The organism is Sphingomonas sp. Leaf20 (assembly GCF_001421535.1).
Classification (GTDB): Bacteria; Pseudomonadota; Alphaproteobacteria; order Sphingomonadales; family Sphingomonadaceae; genus Sphingomonas.
This window is the reverse complement of record NZ_LMKN01000001.1, coordinates 382,446-398,897: the sequence shown is the minus strand read 5'-3', so window position 1 is coordinate 398,897 and position 16,452 is coordinate 382,446. Positions and strand designations below refer to the sequence as shown.

25 protein-coding genes and 1 tRNA gene are annotated in these 16,452 nt (G+C 64.8%); 14 read left to right on the top strand and 12 right to left on the bottom strand.

The features are described 5' to 3' along the window. Positions 1-193: 193 nt before the first annotated feature. Positions 194-793: a hypothetical protein gene (locus ASE72_RS01955; protein WP_056015950.1), complete on the top strand. Its 600-nt coding sequence runs from the start codon at positions 194-196 to the stop codon at positions 791-793. A gap of 43 nt (positions 794-836) precedes the next feature. Here ASE72_RS01955 and ASE72_RS01950 read toward each other — a convergent pair whose 3' ends face one another. The 7 genes from ASE72_RS01950 to ASE72_RS01920 all read right to left on the bottom strand — a co-directional run bounded on the left by ASE72_RS01950 (position 837) and on the right by ASE72_RS01920 (position 4,675). Continuing rightward, positions 837-1,409, bottom strand: coding sequence for a hypothetical protein (locus ASE72_RS01950; RefSeq protein ID WP_156350051.1), 573 nt, complete (start codon positions 1,407-1,409; stop codon positions 837-839). Positions 1,410-1,439: 30 nt separating this feature from the next. After that, positions 1,440-1,934 carry a hypothetical protein gene (locus ASE72_RS01945; RefSeq protein WP_056015944.1) on the bottom strand — a complete coding sequence of 165 codons (495 nt, stop codon included), beginning with the start codon at positions 1,932-1,934 and terminating at the stop codon, positions 1,440-1,442. A gap of 633 nt (positions 1,935-2,567) precedes the next feature. Next, on the bottom strand, positions 2,568-2,969 hold the full coding sequence (locus ASE72_RS20060) for a hypothetical protein (protein ID WP_156350049.1): 402 nt from the start codon (positions 2,967-2,969) through the stop codon (positions 2,568-2,570). 1 nt (position 2,970) lies between these two features. Next, positions 2,971-3,402: a hypothetical protein gene (locus ASE72_RS01935; RefSeq protein WP_056015938.1), complete on the bottom strand. Its 432-nt coding sequence runs from the start codon at positions 3,400-3,402 to the stop codon at positions 2,971-2,973. Between the two features lie 136 nt (positions 3,403-3,538). Next, a complete protein-coding gene (locus ASE72_RS01930; protein WP_156350047.1) occupies positions 3,539-3,979 on the bottom strand; it encodes a hypothetical protein in 441 nt (146 codons plus the stop codon). After that, positions 3,951-4,214 (bottom strand): hypothetical protein, encoded by a 264-nt coding sequence (locus tag ASE72_RS01925; protein ID WP_156350045.1) that lies wholly within the window; start codon positions 4,212-4,214, stop codon positions 3,951-3,953. Before ASE72_RS01925 ends, ASE72_RS01930 begins: the two co-directional genes overlap by 29 nt. Before the next feature lie 245 nt (positions 4,215-4,459). After that, complete coding sequence (locus tag ASE72_RS01920) at positions 4,460-4,675, bottom strand: hypothetical protein (protein ID WP_056015928.1); 216 nt, start codon at positions 4,673-4,675, stop codon at positions 4,460-4,462. 99 nt (positions 4,676-4,774) lie between these two features. Here ASE72_RS01920 and ASE72_RS01915 point away from each other — a divergent pair, with 99 nt between their 5' ends. From ASE72_RS01915 to ASE72_RS01895, 5 genes are all read left to right on the top strand, one after another. Continuing rightward, positions 4,775-5,485 carry a S24 family peptidase gene (locus tag ASE72_RS01915; RefSeq protein ID WP_162235447.1) on the top strand — a complete coding sequence of 237 codons (711 nt, stop codon included), beginning with the start codon at positions 4,775-4,777 and terminating at the stop codon, positions 5,483-5,485. Positions 5,486-5,605: 120 nt separating this feature from the next. Next, the gene (locus ASE72_RS01910) at positions 5,606-6,007 is read left to right on the top strand and encodes a DUF968 domain-containing protein (RefSeq protein WP_056015922.1); all 402 of its coding nucleotides are present in this window, start codon (positions 5,606-5,608) and stop codon (positions 6,005-6,007) included. After that, the gene (locus tag ASE72_RS01905) at positions 6,004-6,450 is read left to right on the top strand and encodes a hypothetical protein (protein ID WP_056015919.1); all 447 of its coding nucleotides are present in this window, start codon (positions 6,004-6,006) and stop codon (positions 6,448-6,450) included. The genes ASE72_RS01910 and ASE72_RS01905 overlap by 4 nt, the downstream gene beginning before the upstream one ends. Continuing rightward, positions 6,447-6,878, top strand: coding sequence for a hypothetical protein (locus ASE72_RS01900; protein WP_056015916.1), 432 nt, complete (start codon positions 6,447-6,449; stop codon positions 6,876-6,878). The genes ASE72_RS01905 and ASE72_RS01900 overlap by 4 nt, the downstream gene beginning before the upstream one ends. Before the next feature lie 115 nt (positions 6,879-6,993). Then, the gene (locus tag ASE72_RS01895; protein WP_056015913.1) at positions 6,994-7,248 is read left to right on the top strand and encodes a hypothetical protein; all 255 of its coding nucleotides are present in this window, start codon (positions 6,994-6,996) and stop codon (positions 7,246-7,248) included. A gap of 527 nt (positions 7,249-7,775) precedes the next feature. Here the strand turns inward: ASE72_RS01895 and ASE72_RS01890 are convergent. Further along, complete coding sequence (locus ASE72_RS01890; protein WP_156350043.1) at positions 7,776-7,967, bottom strand: hypothetical protein; 192 nt, start codon at positions 7,965-7,967, stop codon at positions 7,776-7,778. Between the two features lie 274 nt (positions 7,968-8,241). Between ASE72_RS01890 and ASE72_RS20745 the strand changes: the two genes are divergently transcribed. Together ASE72_RS20745 and ASE72_RS01885 are read left to right on the top strand one after the other, a co-directional pair. Then, positions 8,242-8,544 (top strand): helix-turn-helix transcriptional regulator, encoded by a 303-nt coding sequence (locus ASE72_RS20745; RefSeq protein ID WP_082445724.1) that lies wholly within the window; start codon positions 8,242-8,244, stop codon positions 8,542-8,544. A 59-nt stretch (positions 8,545-8,603) separates the two neighbouring features. Then, positions 8,604-9,371 carry a tyrosine-type recombinase/integrase gene (locus ASE72_RS01885; RefSeq protein WP_235532192.1) on the top strand — a complete coding sequence of 256 codons (768 nt, stop codon included), beginning with the start codon at positions 8,604-8,606 and terminating at the stop codon, positions 9,369-9,371. A 54-nt stretch (positions 9,372-9,425) separates the two neighbouring features. On the opposite strand, the gene ASE72_RS01880 is transcribed toward ASE72_RS01885, so the two are convergent. The 3 genes from ASE72_RS01880 to ASE72_RS01870 all read right to left on the bottom strand — a co-directional run bounded on the left by ASE72_RS01880 (position 9,426) and on the right by ASE72_RS01870 (position 10,161). After that, positions 9,426-9,502: transfer RNA gene (locus ASE72_RS01880), tRNA-Arg, on the bottom strand. 146 nt (positions 9,503-9,648) lie between these two features. Next, entirely contained in the window at positions 9,649-9,909 is a 261-nt protein-coding gene (locus ASE72_RS01875) for an SWIB/MDM2 domain-containing protein (protein ID WP_056015904.1), read from the bottom strand. Positions 9,910-9,957: 48 nt separating this feature from the next. Continuing rightward, the gene (locus ASE72_RS01870; protein WP_056015902.1) at positions 9,958-10,161 is read right to left on the bottom strand and encodes a DUF2945 domain-containing protein; all 204 of its coding nucleotides are present in this window, start codon (positions 10,159-10,161) and stop codon (positions 9,958-9,960) included. 119 nt (positions 10,162-10,280) lie between these two features. Here ASE72_RS01870 and ASE72_RS01865 point away from each other — a divergent pair, with 119 nt between their 5' ends. From ASE72_RS01865 to ASE72_RS01840, 6 genes are all read left to right on the top strand, one after another. After that, a complete protein-coding gene (locus ASE72_RS01865; protein WP_056015900.1) occupies positions 10,281-11,387 on the top strand; it encodes an S-(hydroxymethyl)glutathione dehydrogenase/class III alcohol dehydrogenase in 1,107 nt (368 codons plus the stop codon). A gap of 11 nt (positions 11,388-11,398) precedes the next feature. Beyond that, entirely contained in the window at positions 11,399-11,782 is a 384-nt protein-coding gene (locus tag ASE72_RS01860; RefSeq protein WP_056015898.1) for a VOC family protein, read from the top strand. Then, positions 11,782-12,627 carry an S-formylglutathione hydrolase gene (gene fghA, locus ASE72_RS01855; protein ID WP_056018737.1) on the top strand — a complete coding sequence of 282 codons (846 nt, stop codon included), beginning with the start codon at positions 11,782-11,784 and terminating at the stop codon, positions 12,625-12,627. The genes ASE72_RS01860 and fghA overlap by 1 nt, the downstream gene beginning before the upstream one ends. Positions 12,628-12,834: 207 nt before the next feature. After that, the gene (gene folE / locus ASE72_RS01850; protein ID WP_056015896.1) at positions 12,835-13,452 is read left to right on the top strand and encodes a GTP cyclohydrolase I FolE; all 618 of its coding nucleotides are present in this window, start codon (positions 12,835-12,837) and stop codon (positions 13,450-13,452) included. Continuing rightward, entirely contained in the window at positions 13,452-14,234 is a 783-nt protein-coding gene (locus ASE72_RS01845) for an SDR family oxidoreductase (protein ID WP_056015893.1), read from the top strand. Before folE ends, ASE72_RS01845 begins: the two co-directional genes overlap by 1 nt. Further along, positions 14,227-14,577, top strand: a complete 351-nt coding sequence (locus ASE72_RS01840; RefSeq protein ID WP_056015892.1) for a dihydroneopterin aldolase — start codon at positions 14,227-14,229, stop codon at positions 14,575-14,577. The genes ASE72_RS01845 and ASE72_RS01840 overlap by 8 nt, the downstream gene beginning before the upstream one ends. Before the next feature lie 100 nt (positions 14,578-14,677). Here the strand turns inward: ASE72_RS01840 and leuA are convergent, their stop codons facing one another. Further along, complete coding sequence (leuA, locus tag ASE72_RS01835; protein ID WP_056015890.1) at positions 14,678-16,336, bottom strand: 2-isopropylmalate synthase; 1,659 nt, start codon at positions 16,334-16,336, stop codon at positions 14,678-14,680. Between the last annotated feature and the right edge of the window lie 116 nt (positions 16,337-16,452).

Genomic DNA, 16,452 nt, shown 5'->3' with positions numbered 1-16,452 from the left:
TGGCACATACGAAAAGAGCCGCAACCCTTGCGGGCGCGGCTCTGACAACTGGTCATCTGGATACGTTGCGGGGGTGAAGTAGTCAACGTCCAAAATATATCGATAATGGATGTTCTAACTGATTGACCAGATTGCGGATTGCCCACAGTCTTCGTGCGCTCGGCCTGGGGAGGCCGATGAGGAGGGGATACCAATGAAAATCGCTATCAGCGCGCTTGTTTGCGCGCTCACTTTTTCTGCGCCTGCTGTCCAGGCTCAAACAGGTCCGACCGCGGCGGCAGCAATCACCACCGGCACGCTGCGCGCCGGGACCTCAGTCCCGCTCAAAATGTCGGAGGCACTGACCACAAAGGGCAAGAAGCTGAAGGTTGGTCAGCGCTTCCAGCTTGAGACGGCAGATAACGTAACGGTGGACGGGAACGTCGTAATTCCTGCCGGCAGCCCTGCCGTCGGAGAGATCACCGAGGTGCGTAACAAGGGAATGTGGGGCAAGTCGGGGCGCATCAATGCGCGCGTCCTATACGTCCGGGCGAATGGACGACAGATCCGCATGACTGGCGTGCTTGATGACAAGGGCACGACCGGCACCGCTGGGGTTGTCGGCGCTGTTGCGCTTCTGCCGGTTGCTGGGTTCTTCATGACCGGAACAAGCGCGGAGATTCCATTGGGCTCGCCGGTCAAAGCGTTCGTTGATGAGGACATTTCGGTTGCGGTTGTACCGAATGCCGCACCGATGGTGGTGGCACCGGCCGCCCCGGTTAGCGTCCAAACTGGCGTGGCCGTGAAGAATTAAGTTCATGCCCCTTCGGTCGGTTGATCGGCCGAAGGGGCGTCGCCTACGACAGCCTCTCCTTCATGGCGATAATATCCGCGACGAACTGGACGGTGACACGCGCTGTCGCCACCTGATCATTTCGGCAGTCGGTCAACGCCGATCCAGCGAAACCCGCGGTCTCATCGAAACGACAAACGTTCTCGAAAACCGACCAATACTTGGCCGGGATATAGGCCTTGATCCGCTTCAGATCGTCGAGCGCTTCCTGCTCTGCCCAGCCATTGCCCTGACCAGCGCCGGGAATGCGCGCCAGATCCATAACCAAGGCCTTGCCGCCCAGTTGCGCCCATAGCGTCTCGCAATGATCGATAGCAGCGACTTGGCTCTCCGACAGCAGCTTGGCCGCCTTCCACCGCGCGACCGGCGTGCCGCCTCGATTTATCAGTGTGTGCTCGGTCACCACACGGCCGGCATCACGCAGCGGGACGTCGACGATAGCATGCATCCCACGCGCCACCTGGATCGCGGGTGCGCCGATCGCTTCGCCCTTGGCAGTCACAGCTTCGGCCATGCGCTGCTCTGCCGTCTTCGGCTGCCGCTTGATTTTTGTGCTCGCCTTCGCTGCTCGCCCCATCGTCTCAACCCCTGCTCTTATAGGTATGTGTCATGCTGCTCGATCGACGAAGCGGATGATCTTGTCGTCGGCCTGGCGCTGGCTGATGATGAACGGGCGGCGCGACTGTCGAACCCATGACATGGCATTGAGCTTGTCACAGTGAGCGCGCAGCTGCTCGGTGCCTACATCGCTGCCGCGGACGGCATCGGCCTGAACTGCCAAGGCGGCCTCACGAAGCTCGCTGGCCTTTGGCATGAACTTGCTTTCCCGCGCCCAGCGCCGCGCCGCGCTGTCGAGAAGAGGCGGGGGCATGTCCGCGCAGTCCTCAGCCAGCAGCACGAGGGCCTCGGCGTGAGCCTCAAGATCAGCCTTTCCAGATGGTCGATAGCGCAAGCCGAGGTTCGCTATGATCTCCCCGATGATCGGGGGCACCGTTGCTCGCCTGGGCTGCTCGCGCTGCTCGTCGCATGTCGAGGGCAGGGTCAGGGCGCGCCCCGCGAAGATCGGATTGATGCCCTGGTCGTCCAGATACCGCGTTGCCATTTCGGGGTTCCCATTTCCTTGAATTCTTGACCCAGGTCCTCCACGAGGCCTGCCAATCTGCGCTCAGTGTTGCCCTCACCCGATGATGATCGGCGAAGTGCTCAAGCTCGTCCTCGACCCTGCCGGGCGGCCAACCGCTGACGGTTGTCTCGGTTATGGATCCCGACTTCATCACCGGTGCGAAGTCGTCTGGCAGATGGGTCATGGACGGCTTGACCGGCTTGGCTCGCGAACCCGAAGAAGGCGCAGCCTTCTGAGGTATGGTGGTTCTTGGTAGTTTGGGTGCCACAGTGGCGGGGGTAGGCGCCTCTCTGACGGGGGTGACTGTGTGACGGGGTGCCACAGTGACGGGGGGGCCAGACTGACGGGGGTGAACGAGATATATCCGACCCCGGCCAGGCAGGTCCTGCCAGTTGATGTGGCCCGCATCTTTTAACGCTTGCACTGCGCGCTGGACGCTGCGCTCTGACAGCTTCGTCTTGGCCGTCAGCCCGGTCGGACCGTTGATCCCGGGCCAGCAACGAGCCTCGTCGTTCGCCATGATGGCGAGCACGTTCAGCACGCTTTGTTCAGGCGCGCTGATGCCTTCGACATTCATTGCCGCTCGGCACAGGTCAAAGCCCGTCAGGAGGGTCACGCGGCAATCGCCTCCGCACGAAGCTTGGCGGCGTGCTCGACCATCAGCGCGGCGCGCGCGTCGAGCGCATCGGCCGCCGCCCGAAGATCGTCACACGACACGCCCCGCTCGGCGCTGGTCTTCGCGCGCAGGCTGCGTGGCTCGATGTTCATAGCCTCGGCGAGCGCCGCGGCACTGCCCAGCAGCGCGCCGGCCTTCATCAGCCCAGCCATGCGCGGGACCGATAGAAGGTGCGTGTGAGCCGCTTTGGAGGCTCGCTTAGCGGCCTTCCGCTTGGCCTGTTCGGCTGCCTCCTGCTGGCGCCGGGCGTCGCCGCGCGCGCGCATGGCCGCGTCGAGGTCTGCCATGCTCGACAGGTGAGCCGGTTTAGCGGCGCAGCTATGAGTATCGGTCTGCATGTCAGTGCATCCCGATCGAGGTAGCGTCAGCCATGCGCGCGATCTGGGCGGGGCTGTAGAGCGTCAGGATCTTCGCTGTGGCGACAGAGCAGCCGAGCAATTTGGCTTTGTGCTCGAACATCCGAACCATGGCCCGCCGCAGCTGTTCAGACGGGTCGATCTTGTCCGGACGGTTCTTGGTTGGAGCGCTCGAGCCTCGAAGCGCGCGCGCCGGGCGCGGGCCAACCCAGACCGGCTTCCCTTCGCGCATCATGCGCTTCCGGGCGTATCGGATCCGATCATAGGTGACGCCGGCACCCGAGACGGTGCCCGAGAGCATCGCGTAGACGTCCTGCAGTGAGTGCGTGAGCAACAGCGCCTCGACCAGCGACCGCTGCGCCGCTGCGGCGTCGACGGCTACCGCTGGCGTGGTGCGGCTCTTCGGGCGCGTCACGCTGCGATCCCCGCGCGCACGTCGTAGTGCATCGGCCGCGAAGAACCGTTCGCAGAACCGGGCTCAACCGGCACTGCGCTACTGAGCGCGTCCATAGTCATCTCCGTTGCGGGGTTTTCCGCGTAATATTCGTCAGTTATTCGTCGACCGCGTCCGACAGCTGGGCGATGACGGCGCGGGCGCGCGTTTTCAGCTTGGCTGCCTCGACGTGATCAATCTTGCCGTCCGACCGAGCGACACAGACCTCGGCAACAAGGCCCGATGCAGCAGCGGCGATACCGTCCCAGCAGGCTTCCGACTGCTCGATCGGCGTGAAGCGGACGTCACCTGGCTCGGTCAGCATGTTCATGGCCTCGCGAGGCAGGAACTTGCGGAGCACGAGGGCGACATGAAGGGGCATGGCCGCGCCATTGGCGTAGCTCTTGAGCGTGCTCTCGGGGATCCCGGTACGCACTGACAGCGCGGCGCGCGTCATGGGCGTGCCGGGGCCTACGAACATCGAGAACATCATCACCTGACGTTCCGCGACTTCCTGTGCAATTCGCGACTCAGTGGACATGATGCTGTCCCGCGTCACGCGTAGAAGACCCGGCATGAACGTCGAAACCATCCATGCTGCCAGTGCCCATCCAGGCGAGCTCGTCGCCGTATTTGGATGGGTCACCGACGCGGCCGCTCGCCGTGTTCAAGACGACGGATACGGCCACCATCCAGGCGGCGCCCAGCAGATAACCGGTGCCGATCTGGCGAACGGACTGGCTGAGGACAGCCGCGGCGATCAGCGCGATCAGCAGGCCGACGACGACGATCAACGCAAGCTTTCGCATCAGGCGGCCTTTCGATCACGGGAGGGGCAGACCGGCGTTTGGCAGGACCGAACCGCAATTGCGGCTCGGCACCCGCAGGCCGTGCAGAGCGTGACGTCGAGGACGGGAGCCTCGGCGTACACAGGATCAGACACAGTGTGCATGGAGAACGTGTCGCCGTTCATCACCAGCACCGCCGATGCGATGCCGGAGACGCGTGCGGGCTCCATGGAGGGGAGGGAGAGCATCACCTATGCCGCCCGCTTCTGTTCGACGGGGGGCGTGTGGCTCGCCATGAAAGCACGGATCTTCGCGTCTGTTTCGGGCCAGACCCGCCGCCCGCCGCGAATGTCGCGAACGAAATGGGGATCCTTAGCGGCCAGCCGGCCAAACGTAACTGGAGCCATGTCGTGCAGCGTCAGGAACGCTTCGATCGTCTCCGGCAGCGGGGGAATTGGCGTGTCCATGGACCAACCATGTACGTAGGAAGCGTCCTACCGTCAAGCAGGATTAGTAGGAACTCTCCTATCATTCACGCTGATCCGGAAATGTGGGATGCATCCTACATGACTGACGAGCCGCTCCCGACGCCATTGCAGGAAATCTTGCTTCGCACGATCTCCACGTCTGGCAAGACGCGAGAGCATTTCGACACGCTTTATCGCGCCAAGATGGGGAAGACCGGGAAGCCGATTTACGACATCATGCGAGGCGTCAGCAAACGCCCGCAGCCTGACACGTTGCGCGCGATCGCGCAGGTCATGGGCATGGAATCAGAGAAGCTGGTCCGCATCGTGTACGGGCAGCCGCTCGCCGTCGCAGCCTCGGTCCCGGATCAGCCGGTCGCGCACTCCGCAGATGGCGGCGACACGGTTGAGATCATCAAGCTGGACCTGGCATTCTCCATGGGAGCGGGCGCAAACGTAGACGATTACGTCGAGGAAGAGCGCGTCGCGTTCGACTTGGGCTATGTCCGGTCGTTTACACGCACGTCACCCGAAATGCTGCGCATCGCAACGGGGGTAGGGGACAGCATGCACCCGACCTTGAACAGCGCGGATCTGGTTTGGATCGACATTACGCAGCGGACGCTCAACCAGGCTGACCGGATATGGGCGGTATCGATCAACGGCGCGGCAGCTATCAAGCGTCTCCGGCCAGTCAAGGATGGGCGTATCCTGGTGGTGTCGGACAACCCTTTGGTCGAGAATTACGAAGTCGAGCCGGGCGAGCTCCTGATCGGCGGTCGGGTCATCCGGTTCGCCCGCGACCTATAAAAGCACGCATCGATGCGGCGAGTCGTTATGTAGGACGTGTCCCACTTAACCGTTGACAGCGTAGGACGTGTCCTACTATAGCGCTTCTATCAGGCTACTCCGGCCCGGTAGGAGATCGACGTGGGCTTTTCCCGCTCAGCATTTCAAACTCGGAAGCCGCCGCGGGCAGGGCGCCCAGCGTGGAAGTGCGCCGAGGAATACAAGCGGTGGCTGCGAAAGCTACCGTGCGCGCGGTGTAAGCATGTCGGCAGCGACACGAACCCGATCGTAGCCGCGCATGTCGACATCGCAGGCGGGAAGGGCGCATCGACCAAAGTCGCTGACCGCCACTGCCTGCCGCTCTGTAATCACTGCCATATCGAGCAGACCGATGTCGTCGGCTGGCCGACCTTCGAGAAGCACCTGGATGGCGGCGACGCCGTGGTGCTGGCCGGCGTCTACTTCATCGAATGGCCCGGCCGCCGGGAATGGGAGCGCGAGCTTTCCGCCAACCCGGCGCCGCAGCGCGGGGCGCTCGCATGACCGGTCGCACGATCAAGTCGCACGACCCTGACCTCGATCAGACGATCCTCGATATGTCATCGGCATGCCATCGGCTGGCGATTGCCGAGGAACGGGTTGCGCTCGCGCACCGCGCTGAGAATTCGCACCAACTGCTGCCCGGCGCGGTCGCGCAGGCCGCAGCGATCCGCGATACCATCGCGGCGCGCGCGCACCGCCTCAACCTCAAGCCATTCGGGCTGCGGCTGATCATCGAGGAACACGAGCGCCTGCGCCAGAAGATGGGGCGCCGCCCGAACATGGAGCAGCTGGAGCGCGCGGTCGAGGCCGCTGCCGCGCAGCTGGCGCGCTTGGCGCAAGCTGATGCAGCCCACCAGTACGACGCCGAGCTCGTCGCGCGCCGTTCGCAGCACATGGCCGGCGCGAGCGTCAAGGCCATCGAATATCTGAGGGCCTGCGCATGACCTATGCCCCACGCCCGCGCGCCATGGGCGAGATCATCGGCCGGCAGCCCGCCACCATCTACGTCACGCCGTCGAAGGCACCGTCGTGCTGGTACGGATCGATCCGTGGTGGCGTGAAGACCGGCTTCGGCGACCACAGCGTCACCGGGGGCGATCGTTTTACGGTCGAGCAGAGCCGGTCTCTGATCAGCCGCGGTATCGACGTACTCACGGCGCCCGCCATGAAGGTGCAGCGTAACGCCGCAGACCACGAGATCTACAGCGGCCTTGGGCTTCCTGCGGTCTACCAGTTCGACTGCCCGATCCTTTCAACGCGCGCAGACGGCAGGGTGCGGGTGATCGCCCCCAACGGCGCCGAGAAGCTCGTCGAGGCTGATGGCTGGACCACCGCCTCGCGCTCGCGCGGCCACACGCGCAGGGCCGCATGACCGGGCCAGCGCTGCCTTGGCCCCAGCTGCCACCCGTTCCCGATCTCGCCGGCCGCGTGTCGCCCGAGATCATGATCGACCTCATTTTCTCAATCGCAAGCCGTGGAGTTCGCCCGTGACCTGGGACCTGTTCATGTACGGCGCCGGTATCGGCTGCCTGTTGTCGATGTTCGTCATCGCGGCTGTAGTCTTCGTCGAAGACCTCTATCACCGCTGGCCCCAGATCATGACCGCCCTGCGCGGCAACGATCGGCGCGGCTTCGTGCCCCTTTCCCCGACTGCCTCGGTCCGTCCCCGCGGGATTCGCCATTCCCGGCCGCCCGTCGTCGAGGCCGACGCCCAGCCAACCTGTTCGAAGGTCGTTGCATGAGCGCTCGCCATTTCGTTGGCGTCGGTGCCGGCAAGGATAGCCTTGCAACAGCGCCGGTTGCGAACGACCGCGCGGAACGCACGCCGGACCGTGGAACGACAGACCGCGCCCTATCAGTACGCTGCGCAGGATTGATGAGTGCCGCGCCTGTCGTCTGCTACCTCCGGAAATCGGTCGTCCGCACGACGAGATCTCCGGCGCGAAGGCCCTCGATACGCCATCGATTTTCGACCGCGGCTCGAAGTAGAGTGGCTACTCTTTCCGGCGATTTGTTACGTTCGAGCAGCGCAAAATGTACGGCCGCCGCTGGTGACAGCTGGCCACGGACAATGGTTGTCACCGGTTCGAAAACTCCGGGGGCACTATTGTCGGTGAATTCCAGTTGGAAGCTGCCGTCGTCATTGATCATAAGCCGCCGGCTCCATCTGATCCGTCACCTGTCTCATTGCGGGACTGGGCAGGTCAATAGCGGCCTGCCCATAAATCACCTCGGTAAGCGTCCTTGCGCCGGTAGCATTCGGTCGAGCTCAGTCCGTCTCGCTGGTGCCGCTTCCGTCGTCGGTCGACTTCCACTTACCCTCGGCAACTTGATCATCGTCATCGCCGTCAATGGCTTGCTCATATGCAGCGCTCTCATCCGCGATGCCGGCGTCGGTGCTTTTTTTCGCCGTGTCCGCGAAGTCAGCCTTGCTCGGGTCGGCTGGGTTGCTCTCGGTCATGATCAACTCCTCTGCTGGAGCGACCTCAACGCGCCATTGCGGTCGGCAGGGCCCGATCGATCTTCCTATCTCACATCAATAGCCGAGAGCTCCCGGCGATGAGCCTTGCTCCGCAGCGGCTGCCTGATTGGCCGGTCTACATGGCCCGTGAACTCGCGCTCTCGTACGCCAGTGTTGCAGCGTTGACCAAGGTTCAGCGAGGCGGTGGCAGTTGGCTTGCCCCGCTCGCCCTTGCCGCAAAAGCCCACCTCACAGATCAGGAAGGACAGAGCCGATGAGCGCCGCCGTCTTCAACGTCACAGGCCTCGCCGATCGGTGGGGCTGCGGGACCGACACAATCTACAGCCTGATCCACAGCGGGAATCTGGTTGCCTTCAAGCTGGGCGGAAAGCTGCTCAGGATCCGCGCCGAAGAGGTGGAGCGTTACGAATGTCAGAATATAGCATCCAACGATACCGAGGCGTCCTTGCGATCGTCTGGTTCGAAGAGGGCAAACGACACCGGCATTCGCTTGGAACGACTGATCGATCGTCAGGCGAGTCCGCAGCGCGCGCGTTCTGGCAGCGGCGCGCAGTAGGCGGCCAGGCGGACACCGTCGGCGAGGCGGTGCGAGCCTATTTGAAGGCTCGGGCCGGGATGCTGTCGATCAAGCGCGCCGAGGTGGCGTGGAAGGCCGCGCAGGAGTTCTGGGACAAGCTGCCGATCGGTCGCGTCGACATTCAGGCGTCAGAAGATTACCGCGCCCGCCGCGCCCATTGCCGCGCGATCACCGTGCGCAACGAACTTGCCGTGATCCGCGCCGCGCTGAACTGGGCAGCGAAGCACAAGATGATCACGGCCGCGCCGTTTATCCAGATGCCGAAGCTGCCGGCGTCGCAGGTCGGCCACCTCTCGAAGGCGGACTTTCGCAAGCTGGTCGACTCGGCGGTCCGGCCGCACGTGCAGCTGTTTATGAAGCTGGCGGTCGGGACCGGGGCGCGGTCCAACGCGCTGCTCGATCTCAAATGGGACCAAGTCGATTTCGCCCGTGGGCTGATCACGCTCAACCCGGTCGATCGGGTGCAGACGAGCAAGTACCGGGCGACGGTGCCGATGAACGCCCAGCTGCGGGCGACGCTCGAGGAAGCGAAGGCCGGCGCGCTGTCGGACTATGTGATCGAGCACGGGCTGGAGAAGATTGGGTCGGTGAAGAAGGGGTTCGCCGCGGCATGCGTGCGCGCAGGCATCAAGGCCACGCCGCATATGCTTCGCCATAGCGCGGCCGTTTGGATGGCCGAGCAGGCGGTCCCGATGACGCAGATTGCGCAGTTCCTAGGCCACACGGACGGCAGGATCACCGAGCGCGTGTACGCGAGGTTTGCACCTCAATTCCTGTCCACCGCCGCCGATGCGCTCGAATGGTAGGTTCAATTGCACCAATGAACTACAGTTGGAAGGAGCAACAAATGGCTAAAAAGCTGGTGCCCCCGGCGAGATTTGAACACGCGGCCTACGGTTTAGGAAACCGTCGCTCTATCCGGCTGAGCTACGGGGGCATCGAGGCTTTTTAGGTCGGTCGGGCGAGGGGATCAAGCGGGGCCTGCGCGCCGCGGATTCTGTCGTCACATCGCCGGTGATGCCGATCAGGCGACGTCGGCCACTTCGTCGAAGCGGCCGGCGTCGCCTGGCATCACGGTCGGGCTCAGGCCTTCACGTGCTGCGAGATGTACTTGTTCATCTCGAACATCGTGCACTTGTCGCGACCGAAAACCTTCTTGAGCTTCTCGTCGGCGAGGATCTCACGCTTGTTCTCGGGATTCTGAAGATTGTTGGCCTTGATATAGACCCACACCTTGCTGATCACTTCGCTGCGCGGCAGCTTGTCCTTGCCGACGATCTCAGCGAGCTCGGGAGAGGGCTGGACGGGGGCGTGGATGCCGCCGGTCTTGGGAGCTGTAGCCATAAGCATTCCTTCCTGTTCGCGTGCGTGCGTTAGGCACTGCGCGCGTGGTCACGCCTTGTTGAGCGCGCCCGCCTTGTGCGCTGCCTTGCCGCCATTGTCACTCCTTACGATGTATTGCGGGTCGTCCGAGGAGGCGCGGACGGTATGTCCCTTGATCTTGGTATCGCTGGTTTGCTTCTTTTCGACCACGCCGTGCGCCTCGCCGCCGGGCGACTTCCAGGTGACCTCGTCGCCCTTTTTGGGATCCTTCACTCTGCCATCTCCTTGATTAGTAAGGATCAAGCGCGTGATTAACGCATTGGTTGCACGGCGCGCGGGTTGCGGATGCCACCACCTCCGGGCATCAGGGCGGCCAGTCAGGAGACCCGTTCATGAAGACCCGCGCTGCCGTCGCGTTCGAAGCGAAAAAACCACTCGAGATCGTCGAGCTCGACCTGGAAGGCCCGAAATTCGGTGAGGTCCTCGTCGAAATCATGGCCACGGGCCTTTGTCACACCGACGCGTACACGCTTGATGGGCTTGATTCGGAAGGTCTTTTCCCGAGCGTTCTTGGCCATGAAGGCGCCGGCATCGTGCGCGAGATCGGCGCGGGCGTGACGAGCGTTGCGGTCGGCGATCACGTCATCCCGCTCTACACGCCAGAATGCCGCCAGTGTAAGTCGTGCCTCAGCGGCAAGACCAACCTGTGCACCGCGATCCGCGCGACACAAGGGAAAGGGCTGATGCCCGACGGCACGACGCGGTTCAGCTACAAGGGGCAGCCGATCTTCCATTACATGGGCTGCTCGACCTTCTCGAACTTCACCGTGCTCCCCGAAATCGCGGTCGCCAAGATCCGCGAGGACGCGCCGTTCGACACGTCCTGCTATATCGGCTGCGGCGTGACGACGGGGGTGGGCGCGGTGGTCCACACGGCGAAGGTCCAGCCCGGCGATACCGTCGTCGTGTTCGGGCTCGGCGGGATCGGGCTGAACGTGATCCAGGGCGCGAAGCTCGCAGGCGCCGGGATGATCGTCGGCGTCGACATCAACCCCGACCGCGAGGAATGGGGCCATCGCTTTGGCATGACGCATTTCGCCAACCCGAAGGAGGTGGGCGACATCGTCCCCCACATCGTCGCGATGACCGATGGCGGTGCCGACTTCACCTTCGACGCGACCGGTAACACCACCGTGATGCGTCAGGCGCTCGAGGCGTGCCACCGCGGCTGGGGCACGTCGATCGTGATCGGCGTGGCCGAGGCGGGCAAGGAGATCAGCACGCGCCCGTTCCAGCTCGTCACCGGGCGTAACTGGCGCGGAACCGCGTTCGGCGGCGCGCGCGGGCGGACGGACACGCCCAAGATCGTCGACTGGTACATGAACGGGATGATCGAGATCGACCCGATGATCACGCACCGCCTGACGCTCGACGAGATCAACAAGGGCTTCGACCTGATGCACGCCGGCGAGAGCATCCGCTCCGTCGTGATCTATTGAGAGGGAACGCCATGTTTTCGCACATCATGATCGGCGCCGACGATATCGGCGCATCGAAGGCGTTCTACGATGCCGCGCTGGGCGCGCTCGGCGTGCCGGCGGGTATCGTCGATGAATGGGGCCGGGTGATCTACGCGCATGGCGGCAGCCGTTTCCTGCTGACCAAGCCGATCGACGGCGAGCCTGCGACGCACGCCAATGGCGGCACGCTGGGGTTCGCTGCCGAATCGACCGACGCCGCCGATGCGTGGCACGCGGCGGGGCTGGCCGCGGGGGGGACCGCCTGCGAAGATCCCCCCGGCATCCGTGAGGCGACCGGCGGACGAAGGCTGTACCTCGCCTATCTGCGCGATCCCGCGGGCAACAAGCTGTGCGCGCTGCACCGGGTCGCGTGATGGCGATGGAGACGGTTTCCACCACCAAGGCATTTGGCGGAACGCAAGGCGTGTACCGCCACGCGTCGGCCGCGACCGGCACCGACATGACCTTCGCGGTCTATGTCCCGCCGCACGACGATGACGCACGCCTGCCCGTGCTGTGGTTCCTTTCGGGACTGACCTGCACCCACGCGAACGTCATGGACAAGGGCGAATACCGGCGCGCGTGCGCCGAGCACGGCGTCATCCTGATCGCGCCGGACACGAGCCCGCGCGGCGACGCGGTGCCCGACGACGAGGGCTATGATTTTGGCAAGGGTGCGGGGTTCTACGTCGATGCGACCGAGGAACCCTGGGCCGCGAACTTCGCGATGAAGCGGTATGTCGAGGACGAGCTCCCCGCGCTGATCGCCGCTGAATTCGCCATGGCGGACATGGCGCGGCAGGGGATCATGGGCCATTCGATGGGTGGGCATGGTGCGCTGACGATCGCGCTGCGCAATCCCGACCGGTTCGCGAGCGTCTCGGCGTTCGCGCCCATCGCGTCGCCGCTGCACTGTGCGTGGGGCGAGAAGGCGCTGGGCGGGTATCTCGGCCCGGATCGCGGAACGTGGCGCGCCTATGACGCGTGTGCGTTGATCGACGACGGCGCGCGGATCGCCGACATCCTCGTCGACCAGGGCGATGCCGACGGCTTCCTGCACGCGCAGCTCAAGCCCGATCTGCTCGAGGCGGCGTGTGCCGCGGCGGGGATCGACCTGACGTTGCGGATGCAGCCGGGCTATGATCACAGCTATGCGTTCATATCGACCTTCATGGCGGACCATGTCGCCTGGCATGCGGAACGCCTGGGACCGCGCTGACCGGCACCCTACGGCCAAGCACCGCAGACCCGTGCGGCGACGCTGGCCGGTCGCGCGACCGTGCGTTGGCGCCTATACGCTGTATGGGAACGGCATGGGCGCTGCGGGGACGAGCCGCGGCGGCCCATGCGCCGTGATGCAATGCGGCCGATTTAGACCTATGACACCCTGGACGCCGCAGTCGCGGCAGAATGATGGAGCGCCGTGATGATCGCTGAAACGCCTTTCTCCGATACGGTCGGAGCAGATGGCAAGCTGATCGTCCCGCAAGACGTCGAGGCGGCTATCCGCACGCTGATCCGCTGGACCGGTGACGATCCCACGCGGGAGGGATTGATCGATACGCCGCGACGCGTCGCGCGGGCCTGGAAGGAATATTGCGCGGGCTATGGCGACGATCCCGCCCAACATCTCGCGCGCGTGTTCGAGGAGGTCGGGGGCTATGACGAGATCGTGCTCCTGAAGGACATCCCGTTCCAGTCGCATTGCGAGCATCACATGGCGCCGATCATCGGTAAGGCGCACATTGCCTATCTGCCGCGCAACCATGTCGTCGGGATTTCGAAGCTCGCGCGGGTGCTGCATGGTTTCGCGCGCCGGTTGCAGGTGCAGGAGCGACTGACCGCAGAAGTGGCGGACTGCATCTGGGAAAACCTCAAGCCGCTCGGCGTGGCGGTCGTCATCGAGGCGAGCCACGCGTGCATGACCGCGCGCGGCGTCCGGACGCCGGGGGTTGCGATGGTGACGAGCCGGATGATGGGCGTGTTTCGCGACGACGAGCGCAGCCGCAAGGAGGTGTTGTCGCTGATGGGGCACCGCGCCTGATGCCAGCGCTGTGCCGGACCGTGCTGGTGACGGGCGGGGCGAAACGGCTGGGCGCGGCGATCGTCCGGCGGCTGGCGGCGGACGGGCATGCGGTGGTCGTGCATCAGGGGCATTCGCCCGATGAGGCCGCGGCGCTGGTCGAGGAGATCGCCGCGATCGGCGGGCGTGCGGCGGCGGTCGAAGGCGATCTGAGCGATCTGGGCGCGATCGGCGATCTGTTCGCGGCGGCGCGGGACGCGATCGGCGGGCCGATCGACGGGCTGGTCAACTGCGCATCGAAGTTCGACTTTGATCGGCCGCCCGGAGTCGATCCTGCGTTGTTTGCCGAGCTTGCCGCGATCAACTGCGGCGCGCCGGTGCTGCTCGCGTCGGCGCTGACGTCGCAGGAGGATGTCCGCGACGGCGCGGTCGTCAACCTGCTCGACCAGAAGGTCGCGAACCTCAACCCCGACTTCTTCTCCTATAGCTGCGGCAAGATCGCGCTCGAGGGGGCGACGGTGATGCTGGCGCAGGCGCTGGGGCCGCGGATCAGCGTCAACGCGGTGGCGCCGGGGTTGACGCTGCCGAGCGGCGACCAGACCGACGCCGAGTTCGCGGCGGTGGCGAGCGACAATCTTCTGCGGCGGCCAGTCGGTGCGGACGCGGTGGCGGACGCGGTCGCGTGGTTGCTGGCTGCGAAGGGCGTGACCGGGCAGACGCTGTTCGTGGATTGCGGCCAGCGTTTCCTCGCGCGTGACGGCGACGTGATGTTCGAGGGGCGCAGCGGGGGGCGCAATGGCTGAATTCACGACGATCCTCGACGGGCTCGAGGTGATGATGCGGCTGGGAATCCACCCGCACGAGGTCGCGCCGCAACGCGTGGTCGTCGCGGTCGAGATGACGGTCGCGTATCCGGCGCCGCTCGGCGAGGATGCGATCGAGGAGGTGCTCGATTATGATTTCGTCCGCGAGGGGATCCTCGCGCTCGCGGCGGACCGGCCGTTCGCGTTGCAGGAGACGCTGTGCGAGGCGATCGCCGCGCTGTGTCTCGGCGATGCGCGCGTCCGGCGGGTGAAGGTGCGGACGGTGAAGGCCGACGTCTATCCGGATGCCCGGGTCGGCTGCGAGATCGTGCGCGAGCGCTGACCGCCGTCATCCTGACGAAAGTCAGGATCCAGAGCCACGCGCGCCAGCGTCCGTGGCTCTGGATCCTGGGTCGAGCCCAGGATGACGGGGGTGGGGTGGTTTAAGCCCGGTTCGCCGCGGACAACACCGCGCGCACCGAGGCGGTGGCGATGTCGGTGTCCATGCCGACACCAAACACCGTCTTGCCCGCCGCGGTCCGGCATTCGACATACGCTGCCGCCTGCGCGTCTGCGCCGTGACCGATCGCGTGCTCGTTGTAATCCACCACATCGAGCGTCGGCCCGGTCGACTCCGCGATCGCCGCGATCACGCCCGAGATCAGCCCGTTGCCGCGCCCCGAGATCGACCGTTCCTCGCCATCGATCGCGACGCGGCCGATGAAGACGCGCTGGCCCGCGGTTCCGCTCTCCTCGTAATCGCGCAGGGTCACGCGGTCGTCCGCCTGCGGCATGTAGGTCCGCTCGAACAGACTCCAGATATCCGCGGCATTCAGCTCGCGGCTCGTCTGGTCGGCATAGGCCTGGACGTGGCGGCTGAAATCGGCCTGGAGACGCTTGGGCAGTTTCAGCCCCTTGTCCTGTTCGATCACCCAGGCGACGCCACCCTTGCCCGACTGCGAATTGACACGGATCACCGCCTCGTAGCTGCGGCCCAGATCGGCGGGGTCGATCGGGAGATACGGGACCTCCCACAACGTGTCGTTCTTCGCCTCCTGCGCGGCGAACCCCTTCTTGATCGCGTCCTGGTGCGACCCGGAAAATGCGGTGAAGACGAGGTCGCCGGCATAGGGCGTGCGCGGGTGGACGGGGATGTTGGTGCAGTAGTTGACCGTGTTCACGACGCCGTCGATGTCCGACAGGTCGAGCTTCGGGTCGACGCCTTGCGTGTACATGTTGAGCGCGACGGTCACGAGATCGCAATTGCCGGTGCGCTCGCCATTGCCGAGCAGGCAGCCCTCGACGCGGTCCGCGCCCGCCATCATACCGAGCTCGGCCGCGGCGACGCCGGTGCCGCGGTCGTTATGCGTGTGCAGGCTGATCGCGACCGAGTCACGATTGCGGATGTGGCGGCCGAACCATTCGATCTGGTCGGCATAGATGTTCGGCGTCGCGCACTCGACGGTGGCGGGCAGGTTGAAAATGATCGGGTTCTCGGGCGTCGGCATCAGGACGTCCATCACCGCCTCGCAGACCTCGAGGCTGAACTCGAGTTCGGCGGTCGAGAAGGTCTCAGGGGAATATTCGAACTGCCAGCGGACGTTCGGCTGCTTGGCGGCCTCGTCGCGCAGCACCTTGGCGCCGTCGATCGCGATCTGCTTCACCTGTGCGCGGTCCATGCCGAACACGATCTTGCGCCATGCCGGGCTGACCGCGTTGTAGAGGTGGACGATCGCGGTCTTGGCGCCGACGAGGCTGGCAAAGCTCGTCTCGATCAGGTCGCGGCGCGACTGGGTCAGCACCTGGATCGCCACGTCGTCGGGGATGCGGCCGGTCTTTACGAGCCCCGAGATGAAGTCGAATTCGGTCGCGCCGGCACTCGGGAAACCGACCTCGATCTCCTTCAGCCCGACCTTGCAGAGCAGGTCGAAGAAGCGCGTTTTCTTCTCGGCATCCATCGGGTCGATCAGCGCCTGGTTGCCGTCGCGAAGATCGGTCGACAGCCAACGCGGCGGTGAAACGATCGTCTTCGATGGCCATTGGCGGTCGGGCAGGTCGATTTGCGGGAAGGGTCGGTATTTGGTCGATGGGTCGCGCAGCATGGCTCGTGTCTCTCGTGATCGGGAGCGTTCGGGTCAGCCCTTAGGCGCGAGGCGCGGGGGCTGGCCACCACGCAAACGATCGGCGCGCCTAAGGGCGCGTAAGTCGAAGCAGCAGG

Excerpts from the sequence above, each read along its gene's own strand:
- ASE72_RS01955 (WP_056015950.1), top strand. The coding sequence starts at position 194 with ATGAAAATCGCTATCAGCGCGCTTGTTTGCGCGCTCACTTTTTCTGCG.
- ASE72_RS01950 (WP_156350051.1), bottom strand. The coding sequence starts at position 1,409 with ATGGGGCGAGCAGCGAAGGCGAGCACAAAAATCAAGCGGCAGCCGAAG.
- ASE72_RS01945 (WP_056015944.1), bottom strand. The coding sequence starts at position 1,934 with ATGGCAACGCGGTATCTGGACGACCAGGGCATCAATCCGATCTTCGCG.
- ASE72_RS20060 (WP_156350049.1), bottom strand. The coding sequence starts at position 2,969 with ATGCAGACCGATACTCATAGCTGCGCCGCTAAACCGGCTCACCTGTCG.
- ASE72_RS01920 (WP_056015928.1), bottom strand. The coding sequence starts at position 4,675 with ATGGACACGCCAATTCCCCCGCTGCCGGAGACGATCGAAGCGTTCCTG.
- ASE72_RS01915 (WP_162235447.1), top strand. The coding sequence starts at position 4,775 with ATGACTGACGAGCCGCTCCCGACGCCATTGCAGGAAATCTTGCTTCGC.
- ASE72_RS01905 (WP_056015919.1), top strand. The coding sequence starts at position 6,004 with ATGACCGGTCGCACGATCAAGTCGCACGACCCTGACCTCGATCAGACG.
- ASE72_RS01900 (WP_056015916.1), top strand. The coding sequence starts at position 6,447 with ATGACCTATGCCCCACGCCCGCGCGCCATGGGCGAGATCATCGGCCGG.
- ASE72_RS01890 (WP_156350043.1), bottom strand. The coding sequence starts at position 7,967 with ATGACCGAGAGCAACCCAGCCGACCCGAGCAAGGCTGACTTCGCGGAC.
- ASE72_RS20745 (WP_082445724.1), top strand. The coding sequence starts at position 8,242 with ATGAGCGCCGCCGTCTTCAACGTCACAGGCCTCGCCGATCGGTGGGGC.
- ASE72_RS01885 (WP_235532192.1), top strand. The coding sequence starts at position 8,604 with ATGCTGTCGATCAAGCGCGCCGAGGTGGCGTGGAAGGCCGCGCAGGAG.
- ASE72_RS01875 (WP_056015904.1), bottom strand. The coding sequence starts at position 9,909 with ATGGCTACAGCTCCCAAGACCGGCGGCATCCACGCCCCCGTCCAGCCC.
- ASE72_RS01865 (WP_056015900.1), top strand. The coding sequence starts at position 10,281 with ATGAAGACCCGCGCTGCCGTCGCGTTCGAAGCGAAAAAACCACTCGAG.
- ASE72_RS01860 (WP_056015898.1), top strand. The coding sequence starts at position 11,399 with ATGTTTTCGCACATCATGATCGGCGCCGACGATATCGGCGCATCGAAG.
- fghA (WP_056018737.1), top strand. The coding sequence starts at position 11,782 with ATGGCGATGGAGACGGTTTCCACCACCAAGGCATTTGGCGGAACGCAA.
- folE (WP_056015896.1), top strand. The coding sequence starts at position 12,835 with ATGATCGCTGAAACGCCTTTCTCCGATACGGTCGGAGCAGATGGCAAG.
- ASE72_RS01845 (WP_056015893.1), top strand. The coding sequence starts at position 13,452 with ATGCCAGCGCTGTGCCGGACCGTGCTGGTGACGGGCGGGGCGAAACGG.
- ASE72_RS01840 (WP_056015892.1), top strand. The coding sequence starts at position 14,227 with ATGGCTGAATTCACGACGATCCTCGACGGGCTCGAGGTGATGATGCGG.
- leuA (WP_056015890.1), bottom strand. The coding sequence starts at position 16,336 with ATGCTGCGCGACCCATCGACCAAATACCGACCCTTCCCGCAAATCGAC.